Raw genomic sequence first — 16,165 nt, forward strand, 5'->3', positions numbered from 1 at the left:
GGCGGCGAGGCTCAGCGGGAGAGGGCGCGGTCGGTGAGCGCGATGAGATCCTCGGTGCCGGTGCGGGATCCGACGCGCTCCGCGGCCTGTGCCATGGCTCGGCGGCGGTCCTCGTCCTGGAGCAGCCCGATCACCTCGCTGCGGATCCGGTCGCCGTCCAGCTCCGCGTCCTCGATGAGGATCGCGGCGCCGCTGTCGATCGCCGCGGCCGCGTTCAAGCGCTGCTCGCCGTTGCCGACGGCATAGGGCACGTAGATCGCCGGGATGCCCAGCGCGCTGATCTCGCTCACGGTGGCGGCCCCCGCGCGGGACAGCACCACGTCGGCCAGCGCGAACGCGAGATCCATCCGGTCCAGGTAGCGGCGCAGCGTGTACCCGGCGACGCCCGGGTCGGGCATGTCGGAGCGGTCGCCGGTGGCGTGCAGGATCTGCCAGCCGGCCTCGAGGATGCTCCGCCAGGATCCGGCGATGGCCTCGTTCAGCCGCTGCGCACCCAGGGACCCGCCGAACACCAGCAGCACGGGACGGGCGGGGTCGAGGCCGAACGCCGCCGCCGCCTCGGCGCGCAGCGCCGATCGGTCGAGGTCGACGATCTCGCGCCGCAGCGGCATGCCGACGACGGTTCCGCCACGCAGCGGCGTCCCGGGGAATGCGACCCCGACCGCCGCGGCGCTGCGGGCGCCGAGCACATTCGCGAGACCGGGGCGGGCGTTCGCCTCGTGCACGACGAAGGGGATCCGCTCGCGGCGGGCTGCGACATAGGCGGGGGCCGAGGCGTAGCCGCCGAAGCCGATGACCGCGTCCACGCCGTGCTCCCGGAGGTGCTCCCTGGCCTGCTTCACGGCGCGCGCGAACCGCACCGGGAATGCCAGGGCGGCCCTGTTCGGACGCCGCGGGAAGGGCACCTTGTCGACGGCGAGCAGCTCGTACCCCCGTTCGGGGACCAGTCGCGCCTCCAGCCCCTCCCTGGTGCCGAGCACGAGCACGCCGGCCTCCGGATCGCGGGCGCGCAGTGCGTCGGCGACGGCGAGCAGCGGGTTGACGTGCCCGGCGGTGCCGCCGCCGGCCAGGAGAAACGTGGTCACCGGAGGACTTTACCGGACCCGCCTGCACGCGCGGATCCGGCGGCTGCCCGCGCGTCCGCCGGCAGCGTGCGCGCGAACGACAACAGTACGCCGCACGCCATCAGCACGGACAGCAGCGACGTGCCGCCCTGCGACATGAACGGCAGCGGCACACCCAGCACGGGGAAGATCCGCAGCACCACGCCGATGTTGATGAGCGCCTGGGAGAGGATCCACACCACGATGCCGCCGGCAGCGACCCGGACGAAAAGATCGTCGCTCTTGCGGATCATCCGGAACACCGCGACCGCGAACAGCACGAACAGGCCGAGCACGAGCGCGCAGCCGATCAGGCCGAGCTCCTCTCCGACGATCGCGAAGATGTAGTCGTTGGAGGCGGCGGGGAGCCAGCCGTACTTCTCGTGCGAATTGCCCAGTCCCAGGCCGAAGACGCCGCCGTTGGCCATGCCCCAGATGGCATGCACCTGCTGCCAGCACCCGTCGTGGTAGCAGCTCGCGTCGCTCTGCGGGCTGAAGAGGCTGAGGATCAGCTTCCGGCGCCGGTCGTTCGTGAACGCGAAGACCGCCACCGCCACCGCGATCACGAGCATCGGCAGGATGAAGATCCGCAGGCGGACCCCGGAGAAGAACATCGTGCCCAGCAGCAGCAGGAACAGCACCATCGAGGTGCCGAGGTCTCCACCGCCGTAGACCGATCCGATCGCGAAGAACGCGACGGGCAGCAGCGGGATGAACACGTGCTGCCAGCGGCCCAGCAACTCCTGCTTGCGCCACAGGATGAAACCGGCCCAGATCGCGAGCGAGAGCTTGATGAGCTCCGAGGGCTGGAACTGCTGCCCGGCGATGTTCAGCCAGTTGGTGTTGCCGTCGTTGCTGTGCCCGAGCGGGGTGAACACCAGCAGCTGGGCGCCGACGGAGCCGATCAGCAGCAGCCAGGCCGTGCGCTTCCAGAATCGGACGGGCAGCCGGCTCATCAGGAACATCAGCGGCACACCGACCGCCGCGATCAGCGCCTGGGAGAGCGCGATCGCGTAGGGGCCCCGCCCTTCGTCCAGCGCGTTGGCGCTGGACGCGGAGAGGATCATCACGAGGCCGAAGAGCGTCAGCATCAGGGCGCTCGACGCGATCAGCGTGAACTCGGTGGACACGGGGCGGAAGACGCGCCCCAGTCGCACCCGTGCCGCCAGGCCGTCGACGCGCGGCTCGGCCTCAGGCCTGGCCGTCGGGCGTGCTGCCACCTGCGTCACCGGACTCCTCGATTCGTTCGGCTGACCCCTGACCGATCCACTGCCGCACCGCCTCGGCGAAGCGATGACCGCGATCCGCGTAGCTGCGGAACTGGTCGAAGGACGCCGCTGCGGGCGCGAGGAGCACGGTGTCCCCGTCCTGCGCGATGCCCGCCGCCAGTTCGACGACGCGGGTCATGACCTCTTCAGTGTCGCCGGGGACGACCTCGATCACGCGCACCGCGGGCGCGTGTCGTGCGAACGCCTCGAGCACCTCGCCGCGCTCGGCCCCGATCACGAGCGCGGCCCGCGCCGTGGACCCCGCGCCGGCGACGAGCTCGGACAGGTCGACGCCCTTCAGGTCGCCGCCGACGACCCAGATCGCACCGGGGAACGCCTGCAGCGAGGACTGCGCCGCGTGCGGGTTGGTGGCTTTGGAGTCGTCCACCCAGGTGATGCCGCCGGCGCGCGCCACGACCTCGATCCGGTGCGGGTCCAGGCGGAAGCCGTCCAGGGCCGCGCTGATCGCCTCCGGCTCCACCCCGAGCGAGCGGGCGAGCGCCGCCGCCGCGAGGATGTTCTGCACGATGTGCGGGGCGTTCAGGCCGTGTGCGGCGAGGCCTTCGACCGTGGCCAGCTCGAGCGCGCTGTTGCGGCGATCGTCGAGGAACGCCCGGTCCGCGAGGATCCCCTCGACGACGCCGAAGTCGCTGGGACCGGGGATCCCCAGCCCGAAGCCGATCGCGCGCGCCCCCTCGACGACGTCGGCCTCCTCGACCATCCGCCGCGTCGCCAGGTCGGCCTTGTTGTACACGCAGGCCACCCGCGTGTTGCGGTACACGAGGGCCTTGGCCGCGCGGTACGCCTCGGCGCTGCCGTGCCAGACGAGGTGGTCGTCGGCGAGGTTCAGGCACGTGGTCGCGTACGGCACGGGCTGGGCGGCCGGATCGGTGAGGCCGAGGTACCACAGCTGGTGGCTGGACAGCTCGACGACGAGCACGTCGAAGGGGGCAGGATCGCGCACCGCGTCGAGCACCGGCACGCCGATGTTGCCGCACGGTGCAGCGCGCAGGCCCCCCGCGACGAGCATCGTGGCGGCGAGCTGCGTCGTGGTCGTCTTGCCGTTGGTGCCGGTGATGAGCACCCACTCCGCGGGCGTGCCGTCGGGGCGGAGCACCTTGTCGCGCACCCGCCAGGCCAGCTCCACATCACCCCACAGCGGGATGCCCTGGGCGCGGGCCCAGGCGATCACGGGATGCGAGGGCGAGAAGCCCGGGGAGGCGATGACGACCTCGGGGGCGAACGCCTCGAGCTCCTCCGGCACGGCGTCCAGGGCTCCGATCCGCAGGTCGGCGCCGATCACCGGGAGCAGCCGCTCGTACTCCTCGCTCGCGCTCTCGCTGAGCACGAGCACCTCCGCGCCGAGCTCTGCGAGGGTGTCCGCGACGGAGAAGCCGGTAACGGACAGGCCGAGCACGGCGACCCGCAGCCCCTGCCAGTCCGCGTGCCAGCTGATCAGGGCGTCGAGATCCCGCGTCATGAGCTGGTCAGCCTCAGCCACTCGACGTAGAAGAGCCCGAACGCCGACACCGAGAGCAGGCCGGCGATGATCCACATCCGCACCACGATGGTCGCCTCGGGCCAGCCGCGCATCTCCAGATGGTGATGGAACGGGCTCTGCAGGAACAGCCGCTTGCCGCGGGTGAGCTTGAAGTACGTCAGCTGCACGATGACCGAGCCCGGCGCGATGATGAACACGCCCGCGAGCAGGACCAGCAGCAGCTCGGTGCGGGTGAGGATCGCGAGCGCGGCGATCACGCCGCCGATCGACATGGATCCCACGTCGCCCATGAACACCTTCGCCTTGGGCGCGTTCCACCACAGGAATCCGATGAGCGCGCCCACGAAGGACGCCGAGATCACCGCGAGGTCGAACGGGTGCGCGACGCTGTAGCAGCCCGCCAGGGACGACGAGGAGAGGTTCTCGGCCGTGCAGGACTGCTTGAACTGCCAGAACGAGATGAGGCTGTACGAGCCGATGACGAACACGCCCGACCCGGCAGCCAGGCCGTCCAGGCCGTCGGTGAGGTTCACGCTGTTCGAGGTGGCGATCCCGATCACGGAGATCCAGGCGAGGTAGAGCAGCCATCCCGCGACCGCGCCGAACGCGAACATCGACAGCACGGGGATGTCGCGGAACAGCGACACGAACCCGCTCGCCGGCGTGTTGCCTGCGGCGCTGCGCACCGTGAGGGCGACGATCCCGAACGGCACCATGACGAGCACCTGCCCGACGATCTTGCGCCAGCCGGACAGCCCGAGGCTGCGCTGCTGCCGCAGTTTCATGTAGTCGTCGATGAATCCCACGGCGCCGAACCCGACCATGAGCCAGATCACCAGCAGCCCGGACGGGGTCGGATAGCTGCCGCCGGTGAACGTTCCCACGCTGTAGCCGACGATGGTGCCGAGGATGAAGATCACGCCGCCCATGGTCGGCGTGCCGCGCTTGGCGTGGTGGCTCGGGTTCTCGATCGCCTCGGGCGTGCGGATCACCTGCCCCCAGCCCCACCTCCGGAACAGCCGGAGGAAGACCGGCGTCAGCAGGAGCGTGAACGCGAGGGAGATCGCGGCGGCGGTCAGCAGGGATCTCACGAGAACGATTCTCCCAGACGATCGCCGAGGAACCTGAGTCCTGCGGAGTTGGAGGACTTCACCAGCACCCGGTCGCCGGGGCGCAGTTCGTCGCGCAGATACTCGAACGCGGCCTCGGCGTCGGGCAGGTGCACGGCCTCGCCGTCCCAGGACCCCTCTCCGACCGCGGCCAGGTAGAGGCGCCGGGCCTCGGCGCCCACGACCACGATGCGCTGGATGTTCAGGCGCACCGCGAGCAGTCCGATCCGGTCGTGCTCGTCGCCGGCGGCCTCGCCGAGCTCGCTCATCGCGCCGAGGACGGCGACCGTGCGCTCCCCCGGTCCGGTGATCTGCGCGAGCGTGCGCAGGGCCGCCGCCATGGAGTCGGGGCTGGCGTTGTAGGCGTCGTTGATGATGCGCACCTCGTCGCTGCCCATCGGCTGCATGCGCCAGCGCTCCGCGATCTGCACCGTCTCCAGGCGGGCGATCGCGGCGGCCGGGTCCACGCCGAGGACGGCGGAGGCCGTGATCGCGGCGAGGGCGTTGTTCACGTGGTGCGCGCCCAGCACCTGCAGGGTCAGCGGCAGCGCGCGCTCGTCGCCGGCGGCGGTCCGCACGTGCACGGTGCAGGACGTTCCGGCGGCGCTCACGTCGATGTCCGCCGCGCGCACGTCTGCCGCGGTGCCCTGCCCGAACCCGACGATGCGCAGTCCGCGCGCCTCGGCGCGAGGACGCATCGCGGCCACACGGGAGTCGTCGATGTTGAGCACGGCCGTGCCCGCCGCGTCCGCGGCGTCGATGAGCTCGGCCTTGGCCCGCGCGGTCTCCTCGATGCCGCCGAAGCCGCCGGCATGCGCGAGTCCGACCATGAGCTCGATCACCACGTCGGGATGGACCAGGCCGGCCAGCCGCGCGATCTCGCCGGGCGCGCTGGCGCCGAACTCGCACACCAGGAAGCGGGTCGAGTCGGTGATCCGGAGCATGGTCAGGGGGGCGCCGACCTCGTTGTTGTACGAGGCGATGGGCGCCACGGTCTCGCCCTCGTCCTGAAGGATCCGGGCGAGGAAGTTCTTCGTCGTGGTCTTGCCGTTCGAGCCGGTCACGCCGACGATGCGCAGCCCGCCCGCAGCGCGCACCCGCGCGACCACCGCACGCGCGAGCTCCGCGATGGCGTCGACGACGTCCGCGACGACGATCTGCGAGATCTCGTCCTCCACGCGGTGCTCGACGATCGCGAGGACCGCGCCGCCTTCGAGGGCCGCGCCGACGAAGCGATGCCCGTCGGTGTGCTCTCCTGGCTTGGCGACGAACACGCCGCCGGCCGTCATCTGGCGCGAGTCCGTGTCGACGACGCCGGAGACGATCGATGCGGGGTCGTGGTCCCCGACGGTGTGCAGGGTGCCGCCGACGATGCCGGCGATCTCCCCGAGTGACAGAGCGATCATGATGCGAAGGGATCCTCCGGGGCGATGACGCGCGATCCGATGAGCGCGGTCATTCCTTGAACTTGGGGAGCAGCGGTTCCATCGGGTCCGTCGACGGCTGCACGCGATAGGTCTTCAGCACCTGCGTCATCGCCTTCTGGAAGGCGGGCGCGGTGGCCGCAGACGAGGTTACCCTAGTGGGCTCGTCGAGGGTGACGACGACCACGTACTGCGGGTGCTCGGCGGGGGCGTAGCCGACCATGCTCGTGAAGTAGACCCCCTCCTTGTACGCGCCGGTCTTCGGATCCGGCTTCTGCGCGGTGCCCGTCTTGATCGCGATGCGGTAGCCGGGGATCTTGATCTGGTCGGCCACAGCTGTGTCCTGCACCGCCACGTTCTCGAGGATGCGGCTGAGCTCGGCGTCCTTGGCCGGATCGAACACGCGCTGCGGCTTCGGCGCCGGTGCCTCGGTGACCTTGCCGTTCGCGGTCGTGCACGACTCGACCAGCGACAGCGGCACCTTCACGCCCCCGTTCGCGATGGTCTGGTAGGCGCTGGCGACCTGGGGCGCCGTCACGGTGTAGTACTGGCCGAATGTGGTCGTGTAATGCGACTGGTAGTCCCAGTCCTTGACCGGGTGGATGATGCCCGAGGCCTCGCCGGGGAAGTCGATCGCGGTCTTGCTGCCCACCCCGAACTTGACCAGCTCGTCGTAGCGCTGCTGGTCGGTGACCATGTCGCCGAACTTCGAGAGCGCGACGTTCGAGGAGTCGATGAGGGCGCCGGCCAGGGTGTAGTCGTAGGCGGGGTGCTCGAACGCGTCGTTGATCACCGCGCCGTTCGGGAACTTCTCGTGGCTGGACGCGTTGACCGAGGTCGAGGAGTTCACGTTCGCGTGCTCCATCACGGCGGCCGCGGTGATGGCCTTGAACGTGGACCCTGGCTCGAAGCTCGTCGAGAAGATCCGCGATCCCCGGTCGTCCGGATCCGAGGCGCCGGGGTTGTTCGGATCGACGGACGGGTACTCCGCCGCCGCCCGGATCTTGCCGGTGCCGACCTCGACCACCGTGACCGTGCCGGCCTTGGCGCCCTGCGCCTTGGCTTCCTCCATGATCATCTGCTGCAGGTACCATTGCAGCTCGGTGTTGATCGTGAGCTTCACGGTGCCGCCGTCCACGGCGGGCTTCTCCGTCATGCTGCCGGGGATGACCACGCCGTCGTTGCCGGTGAGGTACGTCTCCGTGCCCTTGGTCGCGCTCAGGCAGGAGTTCTGCAACTCCTCGAGTCCTTCCCTGTCGCCGTTGCCGGCGATGAAGCCGATCAGGTTGCCCGCGACGGCGCCGTTCGGGTAGACCCGCACGCTGCGGGACACAGGCGTGAGGTAGTCCAGGCCGAGCGCGCGGATCTTCAGGAACTGCTCGGTGCTCAGCCCCTTCTTGATCTCGGCGTACTGCGAGTCCGGGTTCGCCGCCAGCGCGTCGGACGCGATCTTGCGCACCTCGTCGCCGGTCTGCCCGGTGATCGCCGCGATCTTGTCGGCGGCCTTGGCCCAGGGGAGCTTGGGCTTGGTCTTCCCCGTCTCGAGTCCGTGCATGGCCGAAGGGTCCATCTGGAGGTCGTACACCAGCTGGCTCTCCGCCAGAACCGTGCCGTTCTGGTCGAGGATCGACCCGCGCGCGCCGTCGAGGGTCCGCGTGATGCCCAGACCGGTGTCGCCACGCGACTCCTTCACGTTGGCCGCGGCGTTCACCACCTGGATGTCGACGAGACGCACGAGGAATCCGCAGACGACCGCGAGGATCACGGCGAGGGCGATGACGGTCCGACGCCGCGGTGTCCGGGTCGCTCGGGTGGTCATGGGATCTCCGTCCGGGTCTCGCGGTCTGTGTTCTCTGAGGTGCGGGTCGTGCCCGCCTGATCAGCGGATCGTGGGAGTCGGAAGGCCCTCGGCCGTGGGCGGGGCCACCAGGGACGTCCCCGTCTTCGGTTGTACGCCTGTGCCGGGCTTCGCGGGCGCGGGCGACGGCGGCGTGTCGTGGACCAGTGCGTTCGCGACACCGCCGTTCTTGGTCGGATCGACGGTGGAGGCCACCGCCGCGGGGCCGGCAGCGCCGATCACCGTGCCGTCGCTCAGGCGCAGGTAGTTGGTGCTGCCGCCCACGACGAGACCCATCGCCGAGGCCTTGGCCGCGAGCGCCTGCGGCGAGCTGACGCCGTCCAGCTCCTGCGCGGCCGCCTGCGCCTGCCAGTTCAGCATCTTGTTCTGCTGGTTCAGCTGCGAGACCACGAACGAGTCCTGAGTGGTCGCGATCGACAACGCGATCTGTGCACCCCCGATGAGCGCGGCCCCGGCCAGCGCGACGATCGCGTAGGCCAGGCGGGGCCGACGCCGATGAGACGGCCGCTCGATCGCGCGCAGGTGGCGGGAGCGGATCGGCTCGTCGAGAGCCGGTTCCCTCAGGGTCGGATCTGCCAGGCTCATCGCGCCGCGCTCCTCTGATCGTCTCTCACACGTTCCGCCGCCCGCAGGCGCACCGGAATCGCACGGGGATTGGCGGACCGCTCGGCCTCGTCCGCCTGCTCCGCGCCCTTGGTCAGCGTCCGGAACCGCGGTGCGTGCTCCGGCAGCTCGACGGGCAGCCCGGCGGGGGCCGTCGAGGCCGAGGCCGCCGCGAAAGCCTGCTTGACGAGCCGGTCCTCGAGGGACTGGTACGACATCACGACGATGCGCCCGCCCACGGTCAGCGCATCCATGGCCGCGGGGATCGCGTCCGCGAGGACGTTGAGCTCCCGGTTGACCTCGATCCGCAGCGCCTGGAACACCCGCTTGGCAGGATGCCCGGCGCGTGCGACCGCGGCGGGCGTGGCCTCCTGCAGGATGTCGACGAGCTGACCCGAGCGCTCCAGAGGCGCGCCCTCGCGCGCCCGCACGATCGCCCTGGCGTAGCGGCCGGCGAGCTTCTCCTCGCCGTACCGCTCGAAGATCCGCCGCAGCTGCCCTTCGCTGTACGTCGCCAGGACCTCGGCCGCGGTCGTGCCGGAGGTCTGGTCCATGCGCATGTCCAGGGGCGCGTCCTTGGCGTAGGCGAAGCCGCGGTCGGCCTCGTTCAGCTGCAGCGAGGAGACCCCGAGGTCGAACAGGATCCCGGAGGCGCCCTGCGCGTGCTCGCCTATCGCGTCGTAGACCGTGTGCACCAGCGTGACCCTGTCGCCGAACCGGGAGAGCCGCTCCCCCGCGATCCGCAGGGCGTCGGTGTCTCGATCCAGTCCGATCAGCCGGATGTTCGGCAGGCGCTGCAGGAAGGCCTCGGAGTGGCCGCCCATCCCGAGCGTGGCGTCCACCAGCACCGCGCCCTCGTGCTGCAGCGCGGGGGCGAGCAGTTCGACGCAGCGGTCGAGCATCACCGGGGTGTGGATCTGTCGGATGTCCATGAGCTCCTCGTGGTCTGTCCCGGACTCTGATCCCCATCCGCTCGACCCGGCACCGGGGAAGGTGCGCCGGGGCGGGAGCGGCTGGGAGTCACAGCCAGGGTCAGAACAGGCCGGGGATCACCTCCTCCTCCAACTCGGCGAATGCGTCTTCGTGTCCTTCGGCGTAGGCGTTCCACGCCGCGGCGTCCCAGATCTCGGCGTGCGCACCGACACCCGTGACGACGAGCTCCTTGCCCAGACCGGCGTACGCGCGCAGGTGGGCGGGGATGGTGATGCGGTTCTGGCTGTCCGGCATCTCGGCACTGGCGCCGGAGAGGAACATCCGCAGGAAGGCGCGCGCCTCCTTGTTGCTGAGCGGCGCCTGACGGATCCGCTCGTGCACGCTCTCGAACTCGGTCGTGCTGAACACGTAGAGGCAGCGGTCCTGCCCTCGTGTGACCACGACGCCTCCTGCCAGATCCTCACGGAACTTGGCGGGGAGGATGACGCGGCCCTTGTCGTCGAGCTTGGGGGAATGAGTGCCGAGCAACATGCGCCTCGCCCCCTTCCACCCCGTTCCGCGCCGTTTCCTCCACTTTACTCCACTTCCCTCCATTTTGATACCCTCGTGCGCTTCCGATCACCTGTTCCCGCACACGAAGAAGGCCCCTGAACCGCGGGATTCCGGGGGTCAGGGGCCGGTGGAGCGAAATGGAGGGGTTTGTGGGAGAAGGGGGCGCCTCAGCGCACGGAAAAGGGCCCGGACGACGAATCGTCTCGGGCCCTCAAAGTCTTCCGGGAGGTGTCAGTGATCCTCGTGGCGGCGATCCCAGCGGTCGTTCATGCGATCCATGAACGACGGCGACGGCTCTTTCGTCTTGGTACTGGAGCCCGGGCCGCGCCCGCCACCCCGGTGCACGGGCGTGAAGGCCAGCATCAGGCCGCCGAGCATCGCCGCGAAGGCGATCACGCCGACGATGATCCCGCCGACGCCGCCGACGACGACACCGACGATCAGTCCGCCGATGCCGGCCAGCAGCAGCACGGCGCCGTAGATGAGATTGCGATAGCTGAGCGCGCGGTCGCCTGGGTGCGCGGAGACGACGTCGGCGTCGTTCTGCATGAGATGGCGCTCCATCTCATCGAGCAGGCGCTGCTCCTGTTCGGAGAGTGGCATTTCATCCCCCTCGGGTGGTGTTGATCACAGTCTACGCGCGCCGGGAACCGCCAGGCTAGGAAATCACCTTGGAGTTGCGGATGGGGATCCTGCGTGCTAGCTCACGTCGTCGAGGTCGCGCTGGCTAGGCTGAAGGGGTGGCCGCCCCCTCCGATCTCATCGACCAGGTCTCTGCGCATCTGAGCGCGTTCGTCGAGCGGATGCGTGACGAGACCGAGGCCTACGGGGCGGACGCGGCAGCGCTCGTCTCGGCCGCGGAGCGCACGCTCGGCGGCGGCAAGCGGCTGCGCGCCCGGTTCTGCCATGCCGGCTGGGCGTCGGTCGCGAGCCTGCACGGGAGCACGGTCGAGCCGGGCAGCCTCTGGGACGCATGCGCGGCCCTCGAGATCTTCCAGTCCGCCGCGCTCGTGCACGACGATCTGATCGACAACTCGGACACCCGGCGGGGACGGCCCGCGGCGCACCGGGCCTTCGAGACCGCCCATGCGCGGCAGGACTGGAGCGGCGACGCCGGCGCTTTCGGGCGGGCGTCGGCCGTGCTGCTCGGCGACCTCCTGGTGGCGTGGAGCGACGATCTGCTGGAGCTCGGCATCGCCGGCCACCGTCATGCCGACGCGGCGCGTGCGGAGTACGCCCGCATGCGCCGCGACGTCACGATCGGGCAGTTCCTCGACATCGCCGAGGAGTCGGCCTGGAGCGTGAACGACGACGCGGACCACGCTGAGCGCGCGCTGCGCGTCGTCTCCCTCAAGGCGGCCCGGTACAGCGTGGAGCAGCCATTGCTGATCGGCGCCGCGCTCGCCGGCGCCGACCAGGCGCAGCGGACGGCGCTGCGTGCGTTCGGCCATCCGCTCGGCATGGCCTTCCAGCTCCGCGACGACGTGCTCGGCGTGTTCGGCGACGAGCGCGTCACCGGCAAGCCCGCGGGCGACGATCTGCGCGAGGGCAAGCGCACGCTGCTGATCGCCTGGACGAGGGAGGCGCTGGCCGCACCGGGGCGCCGCCTGGTCGACGAGCTGCTCGGGGATCCTCAGCTGACGCCGGATCAGATCGCGAGCCTGCAGGCGACGATCGCCGAGTCGGGGGCGCTCGCGCGTGTGGAGCGGCTCATCGCGGACTACGCGGCCGACGGCGAGGCCGCGCTGAGCGGCGCGCCGCTGGACGCGGAGGCTCTCGAACTGCTGCGCGGACTCGCGAGGGACGCGACCCAGCGCACCGCCTGAACGGGCCGTCGCTCAGGCCAGCGTGCGCGCCACCCGGCGCACTTCGCTCTTGTGCCCGTCGCGCAGCGCGGCGATCGGCGAGCGCCCGATCGACTCCTCGTCGTCGAGCAGCCAGTCGATGACCTCGTCGTCCGAGAAGCCGGCGTCCTTCAGCACGATGATCGTGCCGCGCAGCGACGGAAGCGGGCGATCGTCCTGCAGGAACACGGCAGGCACCGCGAACGGGCCGTTCCTGCGGGAGCCGACGAGATGCTGCTCGTCGAAGAGGCGATGGACGCGTCCGAGCGGTTCGCCGAGGATCTCGACCAGTTCGGGAAGGGTCAGCCATTCCACCGGCGCGGGCGCCGTTTCAGTTCCAGACACCCAGCCATGATCTCATCTCGGGGACACGGTCACCCCCGCGGCCCACGGCGCTCGTCACATCGTGCACATCCTCACCTTCCGTCACGGCAATTGACTCCGAGCAACTTCCGTGACACGGTCGAGAGATCGACGCGCACCGGGGCGCGTGCGGTATAAGACGTCCGAACCGGGGGATCCATGACGACCACACCGCTTGCACGCCGCACCCTGAGCCTCACGGTGCCGACAGCCGTGGTCACCACCATGGCCACGGCGTTCACCGCGCTGCCTGCCCATGCGGAGACCTTCGCCGACCATCGCCCGACGCCGCAGCTCGTGTCGCTCCCGTGGGGAGCGCACGCGTCGGCACATCGCGCGGCCGTGCTCCGGCAGGAGGCGACGCCCCCCGGCGGGCGCTACACCGTGCAGGCCGGCGACACCCTGTGGGACATCGCCCTCCGATTCGGCACGACCGTCGGCGCCCTGATCGCGGGGAACGGCCTGAGCAGGGACAGCGTGCTGCAGCCGGGTCAGATCCTGCAGCTCTCCCCCGCACCGGCGCCCGCCGCCGCTTCCGCGCCGGCACCTGCACCCGCGGCCGCGACGTGCGTCGTCGCGGCCGGAGACACGCTGTGGTCGATCGCGCACGAGCACGGCACGACCGTCGCCGCCCTGTACGCCGCGAACGGGCTCGGGCCGGGATCCGTCATCTACCCGGGGCAGACCCTGCAGCTCGCCGGGGCGAGCGCCGCCCCGGCGGCTCCCGCGGCACCGGCGCCCGCCGAAGCACCTGTTCCGGCCCCCGCCTCCGCGCCCGCGAGCTACACGGTCGCCGCCTCCGACACGCTGTGGTCGATCGCGCACGAGCACGGGACGACCGTCGCGAACCTCTACGCCGCCAACGGGCTCGGACCGGGGGCCATCATCTACCCGGGCCAGACGCTCCTGCTCGCCCCGACCCCCGCTCCGGCGCCGGCCGCAGCGCCGGCCCCGGCGGCAGCGCCGCCCGTGGACACCTACACCGCGCCGCAGGTCACGCTCTCCGCGGAGCAGACCGCGAACGCCCAGCGCATCATCCAGATCGGCCGCCAGCTCGGCGTCCCCGCGCGCGGCATCGCGATCGCCCTCGCCACCGCGATGGTCGAATCCGGACTGACCAACCACCCCGGCGGCGACCGCGACTCGGTGGGCCTGTTCCAGCAGCGTCCCAGCACCGGCTGGGGTACGAAGGAGCAGATCGCGAACGCGGACTACGCGATCACCGCGTTCTTCCGGGGCACGCCGTCGACCAACGGCCTGCTCGACATCCCCGGGTGGGAGAACCTGGGATTCAGCGCCGCCGCGCAGGAGGTGCAGATCTCGGCGTACCCCGCGCGGTACGGGCTGTGGGAGCCGCAGGCCGAGACCTGGCTCGCGAACCTGGGCTGAGCGGCACCGACACCGCAGCTCCTGGCTGCCCGTCGGAACGCGCGGTCCCCGCGATCCGCCTGCACCGCTGCACTTTTTGACAAGCGCGGCAGCGATCTCTGCCGCACCAGTCGAAAAATGTGGCAGAAGAGCGTCGGAGCGCAGACGTGGACCGCCGAGCGGCGTCGGCTGAGCGGCACCGATACCGCATCGTGATCGAGGCGGAATGGCCTTCTCACGCGAGCCGTTGCCGGGCCTCACAGGCAGTTCTCCATAGAATCTTGCCGTGACGACCAGCCAACAAGCCGACCCCCTGATCGGGCGGCTCGTCGACGGTCGCTACCGGGTGCGGGCCAGGATCGCCCGCGGCGGCATGGCCACCGTGTACGTGGCGACCGACCTGCGTCTCGAGCGGCGCATCGCGCTGAAGGTCATGCACGGGCACCTGAGCGACGACACGGTGTTCCAGAGCCGGTTCATCCAGGAGGCGCGCGCGGCGGCACGGCTGGCGGATCCGCATGTCGTCAACGTGTTCGACCAGGGCCAGGACGGCGAGCTCGCCTATCTCGTCATGGAGTACCTGCCCGGGATCACGCTGCGCGAGCTGATGCGCGAACAGCGCCGGCTGACCGTTCCGCAGACCATCACGATCATGGACGCCGTGCTGTCCGGCCTCGCGGCCGCGCACCGCGCCGGCATCGTGCACCGCGACGTCAAGCCGGAGAACGTGCTGCTCGCCGAGGACGGCAGGATCAAGATCGGCGACTTCGGCCTGGCGCGCGCGACGACCGCGAACACGGCATCGGGCGCCCAGCTGATGGGCACGATCGCGTACCTCGCCCCGGAGCTGGTGACCCGCGGGACCGCGGACGCCCGCAGCGACATCTACGCGCTCGGCATCATGCTCTACGAGATGCTCGTCGGCGAGCAGCCGTACAAGGGCGAGCAGCCCATGCAGATCGCGTTCCAGCACGCGACCGACTCGGTGCCGCGTCCGAGCGTGCGCAACCCCGGCGTGCCGGAGCAGCTCGACGAGCTCGTGCTGTGGGCCACCGAGAAGACCCCGGACGAGCGCCCCCGCGACGCGCAGGAGATGCTCGACCGGCTGCGGGCGATCGAGCGCGAGCTGGGCGTGGCGCCGAGCCCCACCACCGCGAAGACCACCATCATCCCGATGCGGGACACCGGCGACCAGACCAAGATCCTGCCGGGGGTCTCGCTCCCGACCGCGCCGACCCCCATCGCGGAGGCACCCAAGGACAATGCGACGCTGCTGCGCCGCCGCACCGCGCAGCGCCGCTCCCGTGGCGCGTTCCTGCTGGTGCTGGTGCTGCTGCTCGCCGTCGCCGCCGGCGCATCCGGCTGGTGGTTCGGATCCGGTCCCGGCTCGCAGCTGTCCGTGCCTGACGTGGCGGGGAAGACCTGGGATGTCGCTGCCGCGCAGCTCAGCAAGGACGGCATGAGGCCGGTGCAGGCCTCCGCGAACTCGCTGGAGGTGAAGGCCGGCCTCGCGATCACCAGCAAGCCCGGTCCCGGCGCACGCGTCGACAAGAACGCGAAGGTCACGGTCGTGATCTCGGCCGGCCCCGCAGCCGTCACGATCCCGAAGCTCGACGAGATGACCGAGGATCAGGCCAAGCAGGCGCTGACGCCGCTCAAGCTCCAGCTGCAGGACACGGTCAAGCTGTTCTCCCGCGCACCGAACGGCATCGTCATCAACGCCGAGCTCACGCCCGCCGGCGGCTCGACCTCGGAGTGCGGCGAGGGCTGCGGCGCGCATCAGGGCGATCAGATCCGACTGCTCGTCTCCCTCGGATCGGTCCCCGACGTCTCCGGCCTGACGGTCGACGACGCCACGAGCAAGCTGACCGGCGTGGGCCTGAAGGTCAATCCGGACTCGAACTCCTCGTACAGCGACACCGTCGGGAAGGGCCGGGTCATCGACTACGCCGACCGCGACGGCGGCGGCAACTGGCGCCCCGGGGACACGATCACGCTGAACGTGTCCAAGGGACCGCAGCCCGTGACGATCCCGGACGTCGGCGGGATGAGCCTCACCGATGCGATGCAGAAGCTGACCGATGCCGGGCTGCAGCCGCAGACGAGCGTCCCCAACACGCTGTGGGGCCTGTTCACGGCGACGTCCACGGATCCGAAGGCCGGTCAGAGCGTCGACAAGAACTCGACTGTGCGCGTGAAGGTCTCCGGCTGATCGGAGGTCGCCCTGATCCCGCCCGGG

The 16,165-nt window shown here is 70.6% G+C and carries 14 protein-coding genes; 3 read left to right on the plus strand and 11 right to left on the minus strand.

Features of this window, described 5'->3' with window-relative positions; genetic code table 11:
* Window positions 1–11: 11 nt before the first annotated feature.
* The 10 genes from murG to ACTJJZ_RS12665 form a co-directional block, all read right to left on the minus strand.
* Window positions 12–1,085, minus strand: a complete 1,074-nt coding sequence (murG, locus tag ACTJJZ_RS12620; RefSeq protein ID WP_440721536.1) for an undecaprenyldiphospho-muramoylpentapeptide beta-N-acetylglucosaminyltransferase — start codon at window positions 1,083–1,085, stop codon at window positions 12–14.
* Window positions 1,082–2,332, minus strand: coding sequence for an FtsW/RodA/SpoVE family cell cycle protein (locus ACTJJZ_RS12625; RefSeq protein WP_440721537.1), 1,251 nt, complete (start codon window positions 2,330–2,332; stop codon window positions 1,082–1,084). The genes murG and ACTJJZ_RS12625 overlap by 4 nt, the downstream gene beginning before the upstream one ends.
* Window positions 2,295–3,851 (minus strand): UDP-N-acetylmuramoyl-L-alanine--D-glutamate ligase, encoded by a 1,557-nt coding sequence (murD, locus tag ACTJJZ_RS12630; RefSeq protein ID WP_440721635.1) that lies wholly within the window; start codon window positions 3,849–3,851, stop codon window positions 2,295–2,297. Before murD ends, ACTJJZ_RS12625 begins: the two co-directional genes overlap by 38 nt.
* On the minus strand, window positions 3,848–4,963 hold the full coding sequence (gene mraY / locus ACTJJZ_RS12635) for a phospho-N-acetylmuramoyl-pentapeptide-transferase (protein ID WP_440721538.1): 1,116 nt from the start codon (window positions 4,961–4,963) through the stop codon (window positions 3,848–3,850). The genes murD and mraY overlap by 4 nt, the downstream gene beginning before the upstream one ends.
* On the minus strand, window positions 4,960–6,387 hold the full coding sequence (locus ACTJJZ_RS12640; RefSeq protein ID WP_440721539.1) for a UDP-N-acetylmuramoyl-tripeptide--D-alanyl-D-alanine ligase: 1,428 nt from the start codon (window positions 6,385–6,387) through the stop codon (window positions 4,960–4,962). The genes mraY and ACTJJZ_RS12640 overlap by 4 nt, the downstream gene beginning before the upstream one ends.
* Before the next feature lie 49 nt (window positions 6,388–6,436).
* A complete protein-coding gene (locus ACTJJZ_RS12645; RefSeq protein ID WP_440721540.1) occupies window positions 6,437–8,224 on the minus strand; it encodes a peptidoglycan D,D-transpeptidase FtsI family protein in 1,788 nt (595 codons plus the stop codon).
* A 60-nt stretch (window positions 8,225–8,284) separates the two neighbouring features.
* Entirely contained in the window at window positions 8,285–8,848 is a 564-nt protein-coding gene (locus ACTJJZ_RS12650; protein WP_440721541.1) for a hypothetical protein, read from the minus strand.
* On the minus strand, window positions 8,845–9,798 hold the full coding sequence (gene rsmH / locus ACTJJZ_RS12655; RefSeq protein WP_440721542.1) for a 16S rRNA (cytosine(1402)-N(4))-methyltransferase RsmH: 954 nt from the start codon (window positions 9,796–9,798) through the stop codon (window positions 8,845–8,847). The genes ACTJJZ_RS12650 and rsmH overlap by 4 nt, the downstream gene beginning before the upstream one ends.
* A gap of 100 nt (window positions 9,799–9,898) precedes the next feature.
* Window positions 9,899–10,330, minus strand: coding sequence for a division/cell wall cluster transcriptional repressor MraZ (mraZ, locus tag ACTJJZ_RS12660; protein ID WP_440721543.1), 432 nt, complete (start codon window positions 10,328–10,330; stop codon window positions 9,899–9,901).
* A gap of 252 nt (window positions 10,331–10,582) precedes the next feature.
* The gene (locus ACTJJZ_RS12665; protein WP_440721544.1) at window positions 10,583–10,954 is read right to left on the minus strand and encodes a DUF3040 domain-containing protein; all 372 of its coding nucleotides are present in this window, start codon (window positions 10,952–10,954) and stop codon (window positions 10,583–10,585) included.
* 137 nt (window positions 10,955–11,091) lie between these two features.
* On the opposite strand from ACTJJZ_RS12665, the gene ACTJJZ_RS12670 reads away from it, so the two are divergent.
* Window positions 11,092–12,177 carry a polyprenyl synthetase family protein gene (locus ACTJJZ_RS12670; RefSeq protein WP_440721545.1) on the plus strand — a complete coding sequence of 362 codons (1,086 nt, stop codon included), beginning with the start codon at window positions 11,092–11,094 and terminating at the stop codon, window positions 12,175–12,177.
* A gap of 12 nt (window positions 12,178–12,189) precedes the next feature.
* On the opposite strand, the gene ACTJJZ_RS12675 is transcribed toward ACTJJZ_RS12670, so the two are convergent.
* Window positions 12,190–12,540, minus strand: coding sequence for an Rv2175c family DNA-binding protein (locus tag ACTJJZ_RS12675; protein WP_440721546.1), 351 nt, complete (start codon window positions 12,538–12,540; stop codon window positions 12,190–12,192).
* 177 nt (window positions 12,541–12,717) lie between these two features.
* Between ACTJJZ_RS12675 and ACTJJZ_RS12680 the strand changes: the two genes are divergently transcribed.
* A complete protein-coding gene (locus ACTJJZ_RS12680) occupies window positions 12,718–13,947 on the plus strand; it encodes a LysM peptidoglycan-binding domain-containing protein (protein WP_440721547.1) in 1,230 nt (409 codons plus the stop codon).
* Between the two features lie 265 nt (window positions 13,948–14,212).
* Complete coding sequence (pknB, locus tag ACTJJZ_RS12685; RefSeq protein WP_440721548.1) at window positions 14,213–16,138, plus strand: Stk1 family PASTA domain-containing Ser/Thr kinase; 1,926 nt, start codon at window positions 14,213–14,215, stop codon at window positions 16,136–16,138.
* Window positions 16,139–16,165: the final 27 nt, after the last annotated feature.

Source organism: Microbacterium sp. 22242 (assembly GCF_052045495.1).
Classification (GTDB): Bacteria; Actinomycetota; Actinomycetes; order Actinomycetales; family Microbacteriaceae; genus Microbacterium.